Origin of the sequence: Streptomyces sp. NBC_01216 (genome assembly GCF_035994945.1) — a bacterium.
Classification (GTDB): Bacteria; Actinomycetota; Actinomycetes; order Streptomycetales; family Streptomycetaceae; genus Streptomyces.
The window spans coordinates 2,583,591-2,600,935 of sequence record NZ_CP108677.1; the positions used below are offsets into that span (position 1 = coordinate 2,583,591).

At 72.4% G+C, this 17,345-nt stretch carries 13 protein-coding genes and 1 pseudogene; 8 read left to right on the forward strand and 6 right to left on the reverse strand.

Features of this window, described 5'->3' with window-relative positions; genetic code table 11:
* Position 1 precedes the first annotated feature (1 nt).
* The 6 genes from OG393_RS10910 (at position 2) to OG393_RS10935 (ending at position 7,416) form a co-directional block, all read left to right on the forward strand.
* Complete coding sequence (locus tag OG393_RS10910) at positions 2-1,357, forward strand: O-antigen ligase family protein (protein ID WP_327374465.1); 1,356 nt, start codon at positions 2-4, stop codon at positions 1,355-1,357.
* A 727-nt stretch (positions 1,358-2,084) separates the two neighbouring features.
* A complete protein-coding gene (locus OG393_RS10915) occupies positions 2,085-3,749 on the forward strand; it encodes a lipid II flippase MurJ (RefSeq protein WP_327374466.1) in 1,665 nt (554 codons plus the stop codon).
* On the forward strand, positions 3,646-4,446 hold the full coding sequence (locus OG393_RS10920) for a polysaccharide deacetylase family protein (RefSeq protein ID WP_327374467.1): 801 nt from the start codon (positions 3,646-3,648) through the stop codon (positions 4,444-4,446). The genes OG393_RS10915 and OG393_RS10920 overlap by 104 nt, the downstream gene beginning before the upstream one ends.
* Positions 4,443-5,588, forward strand: coding sequence for a glycosyltransferase (locus OG393_RS10925; protein WP_327374468.1), 1,146 nt, complete (start codon positions 4,443-4,445; stop codon positions 5,586-5,588). The genes OG393_RS10920 and OG393_RS10925 overlap by 4 nt, the downstream gene beginning before the upstream one ends.
* On the forward strand, positions 5,585-6,271 hold the full coding sequence (locus tag OG393_RS10930) for a lipopolysaccharide biosynthesis protein (protein ID WP_327374469.1): 687 nt from the start codon (positions 5,585-5,587) through the stop codon (positions 6,269-6,271). Before OG393_RS10925 ends, OG393_RS10930 begins: the two co-directional genes overlap by 4 nt.
* Positions 6,268-7,416 (forward strand): GNAT family N-acetyltransferase, encoded by a 1,149-nt coding sequence (locus OG393_RS10935; RefSeq protein WP_442817291.1) that lies wholly within the window; start codon positions 6,268-6,270, stop codon positions 7,414-7,416. The genes OG393_RS10930 and OG393_RS10935 overlap by 4 nt, the downstream gene beginning before the upstream one ends.
* Before the next feature lie 554 nt (positions 7,417-7,970).
* On the opposite strand, the pseudogene OG393_RS10940 reads toward OG393_RS10935, so the two are convergent.
* Positions 7,971-9,176 (reverse strand): annotated as a pseudogene (locus tag OG393_RS10940) (glycoside hydrolase family 26 protein); the annotation flags it as partial.
* Between the two features lie 157 nt (positions 9,177-9,333).
* On the opposite strand from OG393_RS10940, the gene OG393_RS10945 reads away from it, so the two are divergent.
* The gene (locus OG393_RS10945; protein WP_327374470.1) at positions 9,334-10,686 is read left to right on the forward strand and encodes a carboxylate--amine ligase; all 1,353 of its coding nucleotides are present in this window, start codon (positions 9,334-9,336) and stop codon (positions 10,684-10,686) included.
* Positions 10,687-10,837: 151 nt separating this feature from the next.
* Here OG393_RS10945 and OG393_RS10950 read toward each other — a convergent pair whose 3' ends face one another.
* The 3 genes from OG393_RS10950 to OG393_RS10960 all read right to left on the reverse strand — a co-directional run bounded on the left by OG393_RS10950 (position 10,838) and on the right by OG393_RS10960 (position 13,712).
* Positions 10,838-11,071 carry a chaplin gene (locus OG393_RS10950; protein WP_327374471.1) on the reverse strand — a complete coding sequence of 78 codons (234 nt, stop codon included), beginning with the start codon at positions 11,069-11,071 and terminating at the stop codon, positions 10,838-10,840.
* 261 nt (positions 11,072-11,332) lie between these two features.
* Positions 11,333-11,539, reverse strand: a complete 207-nt coding sequence (locus OG393_RS10955; protein WP_327374472.1) for a hypothetical protein — start codon at positions 11,537-11,539, stop codon at positions 11,333-11,335.
* Between the two features lie 139 nt (positions 11,540-11,678).
* Entirely contained in the window at positions 11,679-13,712 is a 2,034-nt protein-coding gene (locus OG393_RS10960; RefSeq protein ID WP_327374473.1) for a thioredoxin domain-containing protein, read from the reverse strand.
* A 231-nt stretch (positions 13,713-13,943) separates the two neighbouring features.
* Between OG393_RS10960 and OG393_RS10965 the strand changes: the two genes are divergently transcribed.
* A complete protein-coding gene (locus OG393_RS10965) occupies positions 13,944-14,510 on the forward strand; it encodes a Uma2 family endonuclease (protein WP_327374474.1) in 567 nt (188 codons plus the stop codon).
* A 233-nt stretch (positions 14,511-14,743) separates the two neighbouring features.
* Here OG393_RS10965 and OG393_RS10970 read toward each other — a convergent pair whose 3' ends face one another.
* Both OG393_RS10970 and OG393_RS10975 read right to left on the reverse strand, forming a co-directional pair.
* Positions 14,744-16,090, reverse strand: coding sequence for an SMODS domain-containing nucleotidyltransferase (locus OG393_RS10970; protein WP_327374475.1), 1,347 nt, complete (start codon positions 16,088-16,090; stop codon positions 14,744-14,746).
* On the reverse strand, positions 16,087-17,289 hold the full coding sequence (locus OG393_RS10975) for an SAVED domain-containing protein (RefSeq protein WP_327374476.1): 1,203 nt from the start codon (positions 17,287-17,289) through the stop codon (positions 16,087-16,089). Before OG393_RS10975 ends, OG393_RS10970 begins: the two co-directional genes overlap by 4 nt.
* Between the last annotated feature and the right edge of the window lie 56 nt (positions 17,290-17,345).

Below are 17,345 nucleotides of genomic sequence, written 5' to 3' on the forward strand. Positions count from 1 at the left end.
GATGACGACGGCGGTGACGCCCCGGTCCGGGCCCACCGGTCCGGTGACCCGGCCGGCGGCCCGGCACGCGGCGCCTCCGCCCACGGTGCGCGAGGTGGCACGGCGGGCCGGACGGCTGTCCCCGGTCCTCGCCGTGGTCGCGCTGCTGCTCGTCCCGGGCGGTGGTGGCGCGGACGGCGGCACCGGCGGCACCGGCACGCTCGCGGACGCGGCCTCCGGACTGCTCGTCCTGATCTGTCTGGTCCGGGTCGTACGCGACGGCGCCCGGCCGTTGACCTGGACGGCCGCGCTGGTGCTCGGGCTTCCGGTCCTGGGGATCTGTCTGGCCGCGATCACGGCCCACGACCCGGCCGCCGGTCTGCCGGGGGTCCCCCGCTACCTCCAGGTCTTCGTCCTCGTCCCGGCGGCCGTGTTCCTGACGATCCGTGACCGCCGGGACTTCGCCGTCGTCGCCTGGGCACTGGTCGTGCTGGCTCTGCTCCAGGGCGCCGTCGGGGTGGCGCAGTTCCTGACCGGTACCGGCGCCTCGTACCAGGGCGAGGACATCCGCGCGGTGGGCACCTTCGGGCCGACCGACGTGATGGGGATGGCGACCGTCGTCTCGTACGGGCTCGTCGTCGCCACCGGCATCGCGCTCGGCAGCGCGGGCGGGCGGGCGCGGACGGCGGCGCTGGTCTGCGCGGGGCTGCTCTTCGTCCCGCTGATGCTGTCGTTCAGCCGGGGCGCCTGGATCGCGACCGTACTGGCGTGCCTCGTCCAGCTGCTGCTGTCCGGGCTGCGGCGGGCGGGCCGGGTGACGCTCGTGCTGGGCGCGCTGGCCGTGGTGCTCGTCGGCGGGTTCGGGGTCGGCTCGGACATGGTGCGGGAGCGGCTCTCCAGCATCACGCGGGTGACCGCCGCCCCGGACCAGTCGGTGACGGACCGGTACACCATGTGGGCGGCGGCCGGGGAGATGTGGCGCGCGGACCCGGTGACCGGTGTGGGTCTGAAGGGCTTCCCCCAGTACCGCGACGCGAACGCCTCGCTCGCGCTGTCCTCGGGCAGTGACACCGCGGGCGCCGGCGCCGGGTTCCGGCGGCAGCCGCTGCTCTCCCCGCACAACATGTACCTGCTGGTGCTGAGCGAGCAGGGGCTGTTCGGGCTGCTCACCCTGGCGGGCAGCTGGGTGGCGCTGCTGGCCGGCGCGCTGCGCCGACGCGGGCGGGCCGCGGACTGCGCGCTGGTGGCGGTCGGCCTGACGGCCTGGCAGCTCATCGACTTCTTCTACGCGGACATCGGCGGTCCCTCCACGGTCCTGATGTCGGTCGTTCTCGGGCTCGCGGCCTGGTGGTCGCTGGCGGAGGTGACGCGTGCGTGACCCCTGGGGCGGGGAGCCGGAGGCCACGGACGGCGTTCCGGGGCCGTGGCCGACGCGCGCCGGGACGGCGGACGGCGGCCTCTCGGCCGACGCACGCGACCCGTGGGCGGCGCCGGGTCCCGGGCAGGGCGCCGCGGACCCCGTCTGGCCGCCGACGGACGCGGGCCGGGCGCCGTGGCGCTGGGCCGGTACCTCGGCGGCGGCGCCCGGCGACACGCCGTCGGCCCCGGACGGGCCGGGCACCCGCCGGGAGCCGTCGGACGGCGCACCCGCGCCGGGGCCGGTGCCGAGGGCCGTGGCGTGGCCGCCGGCCGCTCCACGGCAGCCGGCCGGTCCCCGGGAACACGCCGGGCCGCCGGCCGATCCGGCGTATGGCTCCCGGGCGGGCCGCCCCGTCGGCGAGCATCGTCCGCAGACCGGTCCGCCCGGGGGCGGCCGGGCCGTCGCCGTGCCGGCGCACGCTCCGTGCGCCGGTTCGGGGGCGGCCGGGTGCGGGCCGGCCGGGTCCTGTGGCGAGCGCTGCCCCGTGCACGGCGGCAGGTCCCGGGGCGGGCCGTTCGACACCACGGGCACCACGGAGACGTCCCGCCCCGGACCGGCACCCGCCCCGGCCGAGCACCGGCGCCGGGCCGGCTCCCGCACCTGCGGGCGCGGCGGTCGCGGGCGCCCGGCCGGGAACGCGGCGCGCGGGGGTCCCGGGCGCCGCCGGCGCCCCGCGCACGCCAGGGTGGCGCGCCCCTCGCCGTCCTCGGGCCGGTTCCTCGCGCGGGCCGCCGCCGTCACCGCGGGCCTGACCGCCGCCGGGGCGCTGCTCGGTCTGGTACGCGACCAGATCCTGGCGCGGTTCTTCGGGGCCGGGGCCGAGACCGACGCGTTCCTGGTCGCCTGGACGGTGCCGGAGTTCGCCTCGACACTCCTGATCGAGGACGCGATGGCCCTGATCCTGGTGCCGGCGTTCAGCCGGGCCCTCGCGCGGCGCGGCGGATCTCTGTCACCCGACCCCGTCAGCGGCCTCGTGCGTGCCACGCTGCCTCGGCTCGCGTTCGTCGTGTGCGCGGTGTCGGTCCTGCTGGTCCTCTCCGCGCCACTGCTCGTCGGCGCGCTCGCGCCCGGGCTGCCCGACCCGTCGCTCGCCGTCGACTGCACCCGGCTGACGGCCACCTGTGTCCTGAGCTTCGCGCTCGCCGGCTACTGCTCCGCCGCGCTGCGCGCCCACGGGTCCTTCCTGCCGCCGGCCGCCATCTACGCCGCGTACAACGTCGGCATCATCGGCACGGTCCTGGTGCTGCACGAACCGCTCGGTGTGCGCTCCGCGGCTGCCGGGGTAGCCGTCGGCGGCGTGTTCATGGTGCTGGTCCAGGCACCCTCGCTGATCCGGGAGCTGCGCCGCCGTCCGCTGCCGCAGGAGCCGGTGACGGCCGTCTCCGGCGACGGACGGCTGCTCGTCGTGGGCCTCATCGCCCCGGTCGTGCTCTTCGCCCTCACCCGCCAGTCCCAGATCCTGGTGGAGCGGTTCCTCGCCTCGCCGCTGCCCGCCGGCGCCATCTCGCATCTGAACTACGCGCAGAAGGTGGCGCAGATGCCGATGATCCTCTCCCTGATGCTGTGCACGGTCAGCTTCCCCGTCGTGGCCCGTGCGATGGCAGCGGGCGACGTCGAGGGGGCGCGGCGCCGTGTCGAGCGGGATCTGCTGCTCGCCGCCGTCGTCGTCCTCGCCGGCTCCTCGGTGGTGGTCGCCGCCGCCCCGCAGATCATCGAGATCCTGTTCCAGCGCGGTGCCTTCGACCACACCGACACCACCGCGACCGCCTCGGTGATGCGGGTGTACGCCCTGGGGCTGCTCGGCCAGACGATGGTCGGCGCGCTGGCCCGCTGCTACTTCTCGGCCGCCCGGCCGCTCTGGTACCCGGCCGCCGCCATGGCCGCGGGCCTGTGCGTCACGGCGCTCGCCGGTGTCCCCGGCGCCCGGCTGTGGGGTGCCGTCGGGATCGCCGCCGCCAACGCCCTGGGCATCACCCTGACCGCCCTGCTGCTGCTGTGCGGCGCGCGCCGCCAGTCCATCCCGGTACGGATCCGGCCGCTCGGCCGGGGACTCCTGCTGCTGGCGGTGGCCGCGGCGGCGGCCACCGGGGCCGGCCGGCTGGCCTCGCTGCCCTTCGAGTCGGCCGTCGTCGCCCTCCTCGTCGCGGGCGTGGTCGCCGCCGCCGTGTTCCTGCTTCTCCTCGCCGGCGTCCCCCAGGCGCCGGACATCCCCCCCCTCACCCGCACCGCATCACGAAGGGTCGCCCATGCCCGCTGCCACGGCACCCCGCACCGCCGCGATTCGTCGTCTGCTGCCGAACCCGCCTCCGTGGGTGGCGATGTACCACTCGATCGCGGACGCCCCGGATGACCCCTACCGGGTCACCGTCTCCCCCGTGCGTTTCGCCCGGCAGCTGCGCTGGCTGGACGACCGGGGGCTTCGCGGTGTCTCGGTGCGCGAGCTGCTCGCCGCGACCGCCGCGGGGCGGGCGAAGGGTCTGGTCGGACTGACCTTCGACGACGGGTACGCCGACTTCGTCGAGTCGGCCGTCCCCCTGCTGCGCCGCCACCGCTTCACCGCGACGGTGTACGTCCTGCCCGGCCGTCTCGGCGGCGAGAACGGCTGGGACGCCGAAGGCCCGCGCAAGCCGCTGCTGACCGAGGACGGCATCCGGCGGGCGGCCGAGGCCGGCATGGAGATCGGCTCGCACGGACTGCGCCATGTATCCCTGACGACCGCCGACGACCGGACCCTCGCCGAGGAGACCCGGCACAGCCGGGAACGCGTCGAGGAGATCACCGGCACCCCGGTGGAGGGGTTCTGCTACCCCTACGGCCGGGTCGACGCCCGCGTGGTGCGCGCCGTACGGGAGGCGGGCTACCGCTACGCCTGCGCGATCGACCCCGGCCCGCTCAGCAGCACCCACGCCCTGCCCCGCGTCCACATCGGCGAACAGGACACGTCCTGGCGGCTGGCCGCGAAGCGCGTGCTGCACCCGCTGCGCCGCCGTGGTCCCGCCGATCCGCCGCGGCCACTGGTCCGGCCGACGGAGGCGGGCGTCCGATGAGGGTCCTGCACGTCATCACCGGTCTGGGGATCGGCGGCGCGGAGCAGCAACTGCGTCTGCTGCTCCGCCATCTGCCGGTGACCAGCGAGGTCGTCACGCTCACCAACCCGGGCGCGGTCGCCCGCGGCATCGAGGCCGACGGCATCCCGGTCACTCCTCTGGGCATGGCAGGGAACCGTGACCTCGGCGCCCTGCCGCGCCTGGTCCGGCTGATGCGCCGGGGCCGCTACGACCTCGTCCACACCCATCTGTACCGGGCCTGCGTGTACGGCAGGTTCGCCGCCCGCCTCGCCGGGGTCCGGGCGGTCGTCGCCACCGAGCACTCGCTCGGCGAGCACCAGATCGAGGGACGTCGCCTGACGGCCGGTACCCGCGCCCTGTATCTCGCCGGGGAACGCCTCGGCACCGCCACGGTCGCCGTCTCGCCCAGCGTCGCCCGCAGACTGGAACGGTGGGGGGTGGCGGCGTCCCGGATCAGGGTCGTGCCCAACGGCATCGAGACGGACCGCTTCCGGTACACCGAGGACGCGCGTCGTCTGACCCGGAAACTGCTCGGTCTGCCCGGGGACGCCTTCGTCGTCGGCGGGGTGGGGCGGCTGACGCCCGGAAAACGCTTCGACCGGCTCGTCCGGGCCGTGGCGGCCGTACCGGAGGCCCGGCTGCTGCTCGTCGGCGAGGGCGGCGAGCGCGAGCGGCTGCTGCGGACGGCGCTCGGGGAGGGGGCGGCCGGCCGCGTCGTCCTGCACGGCGCCTGCGAGGACCCGCCGACCGCGGACTCCGGCGCACCGGACCTGCCCTCGCTCCTGGCCGCGATGGACGTCTTCGTCTCCACCTCTCCGGACGAGACCTTCGGGCTCGCCGCCGTCGAGGCACTGGCCGCGGGACTGCCGGTGCTCCACGTGGCCTGCCCCGCGATCGACGACCTGCCGCCGGAAGCTGCTCCCGGGGCCCGGCGGATCGGCGGCTCCGTACCCGAAGTGATCTCCGCGCTGCGGGACGTCCGGGACGCACCGGCCGCCCGGTTCCCGCAGCCCGAGGCGGCCCGGCGCTACGACATCGCGCACAGCGCCCGGCAGTTGATGTCCCTCTACGAACAGGCCGTCCACGGCACCCCTCTTCCGCACGAAGTGAGACACCCATGAGCCGACTCAGCCCACGCACGCCGTCCGCGCGGCGCCGCCCTCTGCCGGCGGTGCTGCGCACACCCCGCCGCTGGTGGGTGCTGCCCGCCTCCGTCCTTCTCGGGGCGGCCCTCGGCGGCGGTTACGGCGCGTTGAAGACCCCTCAGTACGCGGCCACGAGCTACGTGATCGTGGTCCCGGCCGAGAAGTCCGACCCGGCCGCCGCGGTCGGCTTCGCCCAGGCGTACGGCAGGGTCGCCACGGACATCGCGGTGACCGGCGACGCCCAGGTCTGGGCGGGCGTCTCCGCGGCCACCCTGCGCGCCGGGGTGGAGACCGCGACCTCCCCCGACGCCCCGATGATCTCCATCACGGCCCGTTCGGACCGGTCGGCCAAGGCGGTGTCGATGGCCGACGGTGTCGCCCGCGCGCTGATCCTCAACAGCGCGCAGGTCTCGTCGAGTACCGGTGTGAAGGTCGTACAGTTCTCCCGGGCGACCAAGCCGACCGCCCCCGTGTCCCCTTCCGCCCCGCTGTCCGCGCTGGTCGGCGGCTGCGGGGGCGGGCTGCTGGGGGGACTGGCGCTGCTGGTCCGGCCGCGGCGCGACGGCGCGACGGCGGAGGCGCGCCACTCACGGCAGCCCGCGGCGCCCGTCCCGGGGCCCGCGGCCGGGGCCCACCAGCCGGAACCGGAGTCGGTGTGAGGGCGGGACGCCGGGACGTCCTGTGGAGCGAGACCTGCCGGGACGGCGAGGAGTTCGGCCGTCTCGGCGCCCGCTGGACGTCGCTGTACACGCGCTGCTCGACGGCGACACCGTTCCAGTCCCACTCCTGGTTGCATTCCTGGTGGGTGTCGTACGGCGGGCCCGGCGCCCTGCGCGTGGTGCTCGTACGGCGGGAGGACGGCGAACTCGTCGCGGCGGCGCCCCTGATGCGCGCGCACGGGCCGTTCCCGGTCCTCGCTCCACTCGGCGGCTCGATCACCGACTTCTCCGACGTCCTCCTCGACGACACCTGCCCGGGGGCCGCGCCCGCGCTGGCACGGGCGCTGGCGCGGGCGGCCCGCGGGGCGGTCGTCGATCTGCGCGAGGTGCGCCCGGGGGCGGCGGCCGAACGGCTGTACGCCTGTTGGCGCGGTCCTCGCCGGCGGCTCGCGGACTCGCTGTGTCTGGAGCTGCCGGCCGTGCCGATGGACGCCCTGCTGGAACGGATTCCCTCGGGCAAGGCCCAGCGGGTCCGGGCGAAGCTGCGCAAGCTGGACGCGCTCGGCATCGACGAGCACATCGTGTCCGGCGAGGAGGTACCGGCCGCGCTGGAAAGGCTGCTGAGGCTGCATCAGTTGCAGTGGCAGGGGCGGGGTGTGACCGTCGAGCACACCAGCGCCCGGTTCGCCGAGCACCTCTCCCGGGCCGTGCGGCCGATGGTCGAGCGCGGTGACGCGCGGGTGACGGAGTTCCGGCTCGGCGGGGACGTGGTCGCGGCCGACCTGACCCTGATGTCGCCGCGGCTCGCGGGCGGCTACCTGTACGGCGCCGATCCCGTGCTCCGGGCCCGGAAGGTCGACGTCGCGACGATGCTGCTGCGCCACGGGGCGCGCGAGACGAGCGCGAGCGGGCGGGCCACGCTGAGCATGCTCCGGGGCACCGAGCCGTACAAGCGGCACTGGCGGCCGGAGACCGTGCCCAACCAGCGGCTGATGCTGGCCGGGCCGGGGGCGGCACCCCTGCTGTGGCTGCGGGCGGGCGCGGCGGACGCACGCCGCTGGGCGGCCCGGCAGGCACGGGAGCGGGCTTGGGCGGGGCGGCTGCTCGCCCGGGTGCGGGACCGGACGAACGGCGGCGGAGGATGAGCTCCTCCGCCGCCGGAATGTCGCCGGGCTGATCAGAACGGCCAGACGTCGTTCAGGATGCCCGCCCATCCCCCCTCGTCGCGCTCGCTCTTCGCGAGACCCTTGGGAACGCAGACGGGCCCCCCGATCCAGCTCTCCACCCAGGAACCGAGGTTCACCGTCCAGCACGTCGGCTCGGGCACGGGCTGGGGCGGCACCTCCGGCTTCGGCTCCGGCTTCGGCTCCGGCTTGGGCTCCGGCTTCGGCTTCGGCTCCGGCTTCGGCTGAGGCGGCACCTCCGGGCTGGGCTCCGGCTTCGGCTGAGGCGGCACCTCCGGGCTGGGCTCCGGCTCCGGCTGAGGCGGCACCTCCGGCTTGGGCTCCGGCCTCGGCTCCGGCTGAGGCGGCACCTCCGGCTTGGGCTCCGGCTCCGGCTCCGGCTGAGGCGGCACCTCGGGGATCTCCGGGATCTCCGGGATCTCCGGGATCTCCGGGATCTCCGGGATCTCCGGGATCTCCGGGATCTCCGGATCCGTCGGAACTCCCGGCACCTCCGGCAGTTCGGGCTCCGTCGGCTCCGTCGGCTCCGTCGGCTCCGTCGGCTCCGTCGGCTCCGTCGGCTCCGTCGGCTCCGTCGGCTCCGTCGGCTCCGTCGGCTCCGTCGGCTCCGTCGGCTCCGTCGGCTCCGTCGGCAGCTCGGGGACCTGCGGCTCGGCGCCGTACAGCATCGTCCGGAACACCTGTGACGAGCGCGGGTTGTCGTCACACTGCCAGACGCCGTGCGGGCAGTAGTCGGTGATGGTGTGATACAGCGGTTTGTGCTGTTCGATCCATTCCAGCATGCGCCGCATGTACTCGGCGTTGTCCCCGTTCCGGAAGAGACCCCATTCCGGGTAGGAGATCTCCTTGCCGTGCTCGGCGGCGAAATCCACCTGCTTCTGCAGCCCGTACGGCTCGGTGATGTGCCGGTCGAAAGAGGCTCCCGAAGGCTGGTCGTATGAATCCATTCCGATGATGTCGACGACGTCGTCACCGGGATAGCATTCCGTCCATGGAACGGCGTCTCTCCCGCGGCTCGGGTTGAAGTCGAACCGGAAGTCCTGTCCGGGTACGGAACGCATCGCGGCGACGATCCGGTTCCAGTACTTCTTCCAGGAGTCCGGGTCCGGCGCGCACCGGTGCGTGTAGGTGGTGCCGTTCATCTCCCAGCCGAGGACGATGACGGTGTCGGTCGCCTCCAGGTCGACCAGCCGTTCGGCGAGTCGCCGGAAGTGATGGTCGTAGTTGCCCGCCGCGCCGAGCCGGAGCTGGCGGCGGACCTCGGCGTCGGAGACCCCGGCCTCGTTCCGCTCCAGCATCGGTACGTTCAGGACGAACAGCCGGTCCTCGCGCTCGTTGCGCCAGTCCGCCCAGGCGTCCAGGAATCCAGGGGGGCTCTCGATGTTCGACCAGAGGTCTCCCGGGAGGTAGGTGTGCCCGACGCGCAGTTCCCGTCCGCCGAGCCACCGCTCCAGCTGGGCGATCCGGCCCACTCCGACGGGGCCGGACTCGAGGAAGGCGCCCAGGGCGGTCGCCGCCGCGGTCGCCGGTGCCGACTCCGGTCCCGCCGCGGGCGCCGGGGCCGGTGTCGACGTCGTGGACAGAGCCGGCGCCGGGTCCGGGGTCGTTACGGATTCGGCGGCGTGAGCAGGAGAGGACAGCACGACCGAACCTGAGGCAAGGAGCCCTGCGGTGAACACCCCCAGCCAGGCACTCGATGTCTTCCGATCGCGGTGGGCCATAGCCACTCCTTCACTTCTCGCGCCACTTGATGGTCCGTCAATCTGATACTCCGAAAGTATTCCTAATAAGCCGACCGTGAACGTCGTCGCACTCTGCTCTGTAGTCCATTCGTGTAATTCATCGCCCAGTTGGGGCACCCGAGATGAAGGATTCGCCGTGCCGAGCTTTGACACCCGCGTGCCCGCGCTCCTCGTGCGGCTCGACCGGAACCCCTTCCATCACGGCACGCTCGGTGCCGCCCGCTCGCTGGGACGGGCGGGAATTCCGGTGCACGCGCTGATCGAGTCGCTCGACAGCCCGGTCTCCCGCTCCCGGCACGTCCGCCGCGTCCATCTTCGACCCGCCGACCCGTCCCCCGGAGCGCTGGTCGGCCGGCTGCTCACGCTCTCCGAGGAGTTGCCGACCCCCACCCTGCTCGTCCCGCTGGACGACGTCAGCGCCCTCACCCTCGCGCGCCACCGCACCGAACTGACCGGCCGCTACCTCCTACCGCGGCAGTCGGCCGAAGGTCTGCACCGGGTCGCCGACAAGGCGGCGCTGGCCGAGACCTGTCGCGCCCTGTCACTCCCCCACCCGCGCACCGAGGTCCCCGGGAGTGCCGACGAGGCGGCCTCGGCCGCCTGGTCACTCGGCCTGCCGGTGGTCGCCAAGTGGAGCCGCCCCTGGCTCCTGCCGCCGGGCACCGGACTACGCAGCACGGCGATCCTCCACTCGCTCGCCGAGGTGCGGGAGCTGTTCGCCCGCACACCCCGGGCGGGCAGCAGGCTCCTGCTCCAGGAGTTGCTGCCCGCCGGGCACGGCCTCGACTGGTTCTTCCACGGGTACGTGGACTCCGCGGGCCGCTGCCGGATCGGCGCGACCGGACGCAAGGAACGTTCGTGGCCGGACGGTGCCGGGCTCACGGCGACCGGACGGTGGTCACGGAACCCGGAGGTCGAACGGGCCGCCCGCGAGATCCTGGCCGTGCTCGGCTACCGGGGCGTGTGCGACCTGGACTTCCGGCTCGACCGCTCGACCGGCGCGTACCACCTGCTCGACTTCAATCCGCGTCCGGGTGCCCAGTTCCGGCTCTTCACGGACACCTCGGGCCTCGATGTCGTACGGGCCCTGCACCTGGACCTGACGGGTCGCCCGGTACCGGACCACTCCCCCGCGTACGGCCGGCGGTTCGTGGTCGAGAACTACGCGGCCCTGTCCATGCTCTCCTCCCCGGCCCGCCGTGGTCCGTCGCGTCCCGGGCGCCACCGGACCGAGGCCGCGTGGTTCGCCGTGGACGACCCGGCGCCCGCGGTCGCGATGGCGCGCGCGTGGCTCTCCCATGTGGTGCCCAAGGGACTGTCGGCGCTCGGAGGGCTCCTGCGGGCGGGCCGCACCCGCGGGAGGGCCCCCGGGTCCCCGCCGGCGGCGCGCCGCCCCCTGCCGGCGGCCGGCCCCGCGGTGGCGGCGGAAGCCGCCCCGGACGCCGGGCTGCCGGGCATCGGCCCCACGGGGCCCGCCCGGACCGGCTGACCGACACCGGCCGCCGCCCCGGGACTCCGTCCGTGCGGTGCGAGCTGGCCCGGTGCGGGCCGGGACGAACGAAGGCCGGTCCCGCGGGGCGTACGGGACACCCCACGGGACCGGCTCAGGACGAAGGCGCCCCCTGCGGGACGCGGCCGCGTCAGTAGTTGGCGCAGTAGTTGCCGAACGCCGGGTTCAGGAGACCGATGACGTTGATGCTGTTGCCACAGGCGTTGACCGGAATGTGGATCGGAACCTGGACCACGTTGCCCGACAGCACGCCCGGCGAACCGATGGCCGCACCCTGAGCGTCCGCGTCGGCCATCGCGGGAGATGCGGCGCCCAGGGCCATGACCAGTCCGGCGACGACGACCGCAGCCTTCTTGCACTTCATTTCGTCTGGATCCTTTCTGCGGCGGAAGACTATTCACGGATTTCGTGATGCGCGGGCGCACTTGCCCCGGCCTCCGCTGCACACATCACAACGACCATGCCGCGAAAAGGAAACCGACTGATCGTCTGACCGGCGGTAATCACTCTATTGCGCCTGTCGCGTTCGGCCGGCAGCGCGCATTTCCGTACATGCGGGGGAGGGGCCGCCCTGCTGGGCGGCCCCTCCCCCGCATCCGTCGGCGCACCGGTGAACCGGTGTCGTTCAGCGCGGCCAGATCGGCGTCTTGGTCAGCCGTTCCCACTCCAGGTCCGGGACTCCCGGCACCGTGCGTCCGGCACTGGCCCAGCGCTGGGCCAGTGAGGAATAGAGGGGAATGGGTCCGTGCTCGGCAGGTGTCGGCGGGTCCGCCACATAACGGCTCTTCGGAATGAAGGCCATCCGCTCCCATTTCCCGGGATCGGGTGCCATCTCTTCCCTCCCATCCACTGCGGTTCCCGCATCATTCCACAGTCGGGGCGGCGGCGTGATTGCCTCCGCCCACGTCGCACCCCGTACTGGCGTGCGACATGTGCGAGGTAATTCCGCGGTGCGGCGGGAGGTTTTCGGGTCAGCGGGAGAGTTTCCGGGCCAGTTCCGCGGGGTCCGTCGTCGGGGCCTCGCAGGTGAAGTGCCGGCAGACGTAGGCGGCGGGGGAGCCGTCGACGAGGGGCCGGTCGCGCAGCAGCGGGAACTCGTCGCCGTCGGGGGTGCCGAAGGCGAGGACCGCGCCGGGTGCGCTGCCGAGCAGAGCGGTCCGGCGCAGTGCGCGGGCGGCGTCGTCGTCCGGCGCGCCGACGACCGCTACCTCGCGTGGTCCGTCGAGCAGGGCCTCCGCGGTGGCCAGGCCCCAGCCGATGAAACGGGGCGCGCGGGGACCGAGCGCCGCGACCACCCCCAGCGCGCCCTCGGCGCCGGCGCGGTGGGCGGCGGAGCCGGTCTGGGCGGCGTACGAGAGCAGCGCGCCGGCGGCGGCCGTCCAGCCGGACGGGGTCGCGCTGTCGGTGGGGTCCTGCGGGCGGCGGATCAGCGTCTCCGCGTCGTGGGCGGTGTCGTAGAGTTCGCCGCCCTCTCCGGTGAACTTGTCGAGGACGAGGTCCAGCAGGAAGCCGGCGAACTCCAGCCAGACACCCTCTCCCGTGACACCGGCAAGCGCGAGAAAGCCCTCGGCGACGTCGGCGTAGTCCTCCAGGACCCCGGAGTTGGCACCGGCCCGGCCGTCCCTCGACGTGCGGGTGAGCCGCGCGCCCCCGTCCATGTGCAGGCGTACCAGCAGGTCGGCGGCCTCCGTCGCGCGCTCCACCAGGTCCGGCCGGTCGAAGTAGGCGCCGGTCTCGGCGAGGGCCGCGATCGTGAGCCCGTTCCAGGCGGCGACGACCTTGTCGTCCCGGGCGGGGCGCTCGCGCCGGTCGCGCGCGGCGAGCAGCCGGGTCCGGATCGAGGCGATCCGCCCGGCGTCCGCCACACCGGGGCCCTGCGCGAGCATCAGCACGGAGGAACCCTCCTCGAAGGTGCCCTCCTCCGTCACACCGAAGTGGGCGGCGGCGTGACGGGCGTCCTCCTCGCCGAGGGCCTCGACGAGCTGCCCCGGAGTCCAGACGTAGTACGCCCCCTCGACGTGGCGTCCACCGCCGTCGTCGGAGTCCGCGTCGAGCGCCGAGGCGAAGCCGCCCTCGGACGTGCGCAGTTCGCGGACGATGAAGTCGGCGGTCTCCAGCGCGACCCGGCGGGCCTGGTCGCTGCCGGTCTCCCGCCACAGGTGCGCGTACGCCCGGCACAGCAGGGCGTTGTCGTAGAGCATCTTCTCGAAGTGGGGTACCAGCGTGCCTTCGGGGCGTGGCAGCAGCACGTAGCGGTGGAACCCGCCTCCCACCTGGTCGTACAGGCTCGACCGGGCCATCGCACCGCACAGACCCTCGGCCATCTCGCGGGCGGCCACCGAGCCGGTCCGGGCGTGGTGGCGCAGCAGGAACTCGACCACCATCGACGGCGGGAACTTCGTGTCACCCTTGAACCAGCCGGTGGCGGGGTCGATGTCACGGGTCAGCTGGAGCAGGGCCTGCGCCTGCGTCTCCTCCGTCGGCAGTCCGGCGGCGGAGGGTGTGAGGACCCGCTCGGCGAGATCCCGCGTGATCTTCGCGGCGACCTCGGACACCTCGTCGCGACGGCCCTCCCAGGCGGTCCGCACCCCGTCGAGCACCTCCAAGAAGGAGGGCGTCCCGTGCCGGGGCTCGGGCGGGAAGTAGGTGCCGAAGTAGAACGGCTTCGCGTCCGGCGTCATGAACACCGTCATCGGCCAGCCGCCCTGCCCGGTGGCGGCCTGGACCGCGTCCATGTAGACGGAGTCGACGTCCGGCCGCTCCTCGCGGTCCACCTTGATGCTCACGAAGTGCTCGTTCAGGTACGCGGCGGTCGTGTCGTCCTCGAAGGACTCGTGCGCCATGACGTGGCACCAGTGGCACGCGGAGTATCCGACCGACAGCAGAACGGGTACATCGCGCCGTTTCGCTTCCTCGAACGCCTCGGGTCCCCACGGCCACCAGTCGACCGGGTTGTCAGCGTGCTGAAGCAGATACGGCGAGGTCACGCCAGCCAACCGGTTCATACGGCCCAGCCTCTCACGCCGACACGGTCCTGCCGGTTCGACCCGGAAGCCTCCGCCCTACTTGGCTGATTTGCGCTCATGCGCCATCACGTGGTGTATACGGATCGCCCCTTTTGCACCCAGGTCGCCCTGCGGACGCCGGAGGTTCCGCCCCGACCCGAAGCCGGTGCCCGACTGGAGGCGGGCAGTACGCTGAGTCGAGCAGCACCGCATCCTCGAAGGAGGTACTTCATGACCGCCGAGATGGTGGCGCCCGCGTGGATGCACACGCAGATCAGCGCGGAACAGTACGACTCCTGGTCCGAGGAGCAGTGCGCCGGCATCGAGATCGTGGACGGGATGGTCGTCGTGAGCCCGAGCGCCTCCAAGCGGCACAAGCGGCTGGCTCGGCTCTTGGCCAATGCCCTGGACGCCGCCGCGGGCCCGGACTGGAACGCCGACACGGACTTCGACGTCCGCCTGCAGGACGTGCCGCTCACCAACCGCCGACCGGACGTCACCGTGTACCGGGCGGAGACCATCGACCTCACGCCCACCCGCCCCGAGCACGTACTCCTGGTCGTCGAAGTCGTGTCGCCCGGTTCGGAGACCACCGACCGGATCGTGAAGGTGGACCAGTACGCCAAAGCCTGCATCCCCTTCTACTGGCGCATCGAGCAGTCCGCCACCGGCGTTCCGATCGTCTACACCTACGTCCTCGACCCAGCCACCAGGGCCTACCGGGACGGCGAGGTGTTCACCGGCACCGTGAAGGCCACCGCGCCATTCCCTGTCACGGTCGACCTCGGGGCCCTGTGAGCAACGAGGAATCGCCCGCGCCCTCGGCGCCTCCGACGCCCTGTGGGCTGAGACATGTCCGCAACCGGGGACCTCTGGGCATCGGCCCCCAGCTCGGCCCGGACCCGTCGTAGGCGGTCCGGAGGGAAGCTGGACAGCTTCAACCAGGTGCCGACCTGTGCGTTCTCGCCGGGGACGAGCCGCGTGGGGAGCCACCCCCGCTTCATGCCCGTCACCCTGATGGCGTGGCGTCGTCAGCGGATCACTACGTCGTGGTGATCACTGGCGACGACCTTGCCGTCCTTGACGATCCATACCTCCACGTAATGCCGACCCCGATACCTGGTGCGCTCATGGATCCGTGGTCCGCGCCCTGGCGTGATCTGACCACGTAGGCCGTGGGCATTCTCGGCGTCCGGTCCGTAGTTGCGGACCTTCCACCAGATGTCGTATGGCTGCGGGGCGTCGGTGCTCACCGTGAAGTACATGTCCCGGCCGACGGGGGCGAAGCCGGTACGGCGCAGGTCCGCGGACCCGGTGCCGATGGGGTTCGCGACACGGGCTTCGATCCGGGCCCAGCGTCCACCCGCCCACTGCACACCCATCTCCTCGATGAACCTCTCCGACGGCGCCCGGGTGACCCCTTCCGCCGAGGCCGGCTGCCCGGCCTTGGCGAGGGAGGCCGCTGCCGTCGTGGCGGGTGACCTGAACCCGTCACCGAAGAGTTGCTGCCAGAGCTTGACGCTCTTGTCCTTGTCCTGCTCGTCCAGGGCCGTACGCATCCGGGTCGCATACGACTGAATGTGCTTGGCGAAGTTGGCGTACCGGTCCTGGTCCCAGCGGTGGTTGAAGCTGGTCTGCGGGCAACTCGGGTCGACGGTCACGGGCATTAGTGGGTTGAGGGCCAGCCACGCGGCGAGGTCCTCGATGAGGTGGACCAGAGTGGTGGGCACCCCGCTGTAGCGGTTGCCCGTGTCGTAGACCTGGACCCGTTCGCCGAGCAAGGCTGTCAGGATCACCGAGGGGATGCGGAAGGTGTCCTTGGAGTCCCGCAGGTACTTCACCAGGCGAATCACCTTGCGCAGGTTGCCGCCGGTCAGCGAGTCCTTCTCCTTCATCCACGCGGTGTAGCCCTCGGGGTTGGTCTCCTCGAACTCCTCTACCTCCGAGTTGACGATCACCTGCCGACCGTCGGGCAGGATGAGGTGGGGGACGATGTCGACGTGGCAGTCGCCCGCATAGTTGATCCGCACGCAGCGGTTTTTCTTCACCACCATCGACTTGTAAGTGTTGCTGCGCTTGAGCGCGGCGAACAGAGTGTTCAGGTACTCCGACGGCGTCGTTTCCCATGCCTCAACGACGGTCAGGTTGAGCAGGAAGTCGGCGTCGAACTCGTCGTTCTTGCCGGCCACTGGCTTGATGATGGTGCGATGGGCCCAGGAGCCTTGTCTGGTGGTACCGAGGATCAGTGGGCCGATAACCGAGTCGCTGGCCAGGAAGTTCAAGATGGCCGTCACCCGGGTGTCCAGCTGATCCAGCCTGGTCTGGTTGAGGTTGACCGTCCCCTTGAGCAGGGTGTCGAAGTGCCCGTTCAGTTTCACTTGATCTCCAGCGCAGGGCGGTAGCCGCCGTCGGTGCGGTCGTAGATCGTCAGACTGGGGTGGACCTGGCGGTCGTGGACACGGCCCAGACTCACTGCGGCGGACAGCGGTACAGCGGGCAGGATGTGCAGGCGGCGGATGGCCTTCGCGTTCGCCTCGATGTCGGCGAACAGGGCACGAAGGTTCTCTTGAAAGCGGGCGAGGCTGTCGTGGTGGCGCATGATGTCCGGGGCAGCCGCCGCGTCCGCCGGACTGATCCGGTAGCGCCGCAGCCCGGCCAGCTGAGGGGGCAGTTCCCCGGGCTGGATGGTGCCGGAGATGTTGAGCACCAGGACGGCTTCGTCAGCGGGCGGCACGTCCAAGTCGAGGTGGGTCGCGAAGGCGACGACCGGTCCGTCCTCGCTCCATGTCCAGGTCTCATCGTGGCGGTGGCGCTGGTAGATATCGGTGGGCACCGTGTCATCCAGACGCGATCCCAGGTAGACGAGGAGCGGGATGCGGGCGAATCCGAAAACGCTGAGATGGGCCACCTGGTCGCGGGAGATGCCCTCGTTGAGCTTGTTGTCGACCACGTTGTCGATCACGGCCTTCGCCTGGCTGTAGTACTCGCCGTTGGTCCCGTCCTCCCCGGGGACGTCGCGGAGGTCGATCGTGGCTTCGCCCAGTACATGGCGGAGCTCGATCTCAATTCCATGGCGGGAGTAGGACTCCAGGAAGAGAGGGACGCGGTCGCCCGAGATGAGGACGGCGGACGAGGCTGTCTGTCGGGTCAGTTCGACTTGCTGCCCCCGGACCTGACCGATCATCCGCAGCACAGTGGTCGTACGGTCTGGTGCGATGCCGGTGACGTGCTTGATCCGGTCTTCGTGGGCGTGCTTGAGCGCGAGCAGCTTCTCGACGGTGAAGACGTCGAGGTTCTCCGGCGCGTCGATCTCGTCGTGCTCGTCGGCGCAGACCAGCATCACGTTGTCCGCGGTGTCGCGCTCGACGAGATCGTTTTGCCCCCGGGGAGAGCCCGCTGTGTTCTGCTGGCCGACGATGTGGGCGAGCTCGCCGAGGCGGATGGTCTTGTTGGCCAGAGCCCCATCCAGAAGGTAGCGGTTGCAGATCGCGCATCGGCCCCCGCTGCGGACCCAGACCTCGAACCTGACCGGCTGGGGCAGGGCCTTCCGCTTATAGCCGCTCTTCTTCGTCGCCAACTGAACCTCGCAGGACGCCAAGTCGCTTGCAGGGGCAGGGAATCCTGCGCCGTGAG

Excerpts from the sequence above, each read along its gene's own strand:
- OG393_RS10960 (WP_327374473.1), bottom strand. The coding sequence starts at position 13,712 with ATGAACCGGTTGGCTGGCGTGACCTCGCCGTATCTGCTTCAGCACGCT.
- OG393_RS10910 (WP_327374465.1), top strand. The coding sequence starts at position 2 with ATGACGACGGCGGTGACGCCCCGGTCCGGGCCCACCGGTCCGGTGACC.
- OG393_RS10965 (WP_327374474.1), top strand. The coding sequence starts at position 13,944 with ATGACCGCCGAGATGGTGGCGCCCGCGTGGATGCACACGCAGATCAGC.
- OG393_RS10920 (WP_327374467.1), top strand. The coding sequence starts at position 3,646 with ATGCCCGCTGCCACGGCACCCCGCACCGCCGCGATTCGTCGTCTGCTG.
- OG393_RS10955 (WP_327374472.1), bottom strand. The coding sequence starts at position 11,539 with ATGGCACCCGATCCCGGGAAATGGGAGCGGATGGCCTTCATTCCGAAG.
- OG393_RS10925 (WP_327374468.1), top strand. The coding sequence starts at position 4,443 with ATGAGGGTCCTGCACGTCATCACCGGTCTGGGGATCGGCGGCGCGGAG.
- OG393_RS10950 (WP_327374471.1), bottom strand. The coding sequence starts at position 11,071 with ATGAAGTGCAAGAAGGCTGCGGTCGTCGTCGCCGGACTGGTCATGGCC.
- OG393_RS10930 (WP_327374469.1), top strand. The coding sequence starts at position 5,585 with ATGAGCCGACTCAGCCCACGCACGCCGTCCGCGCGGCGCCGCCCTCTG.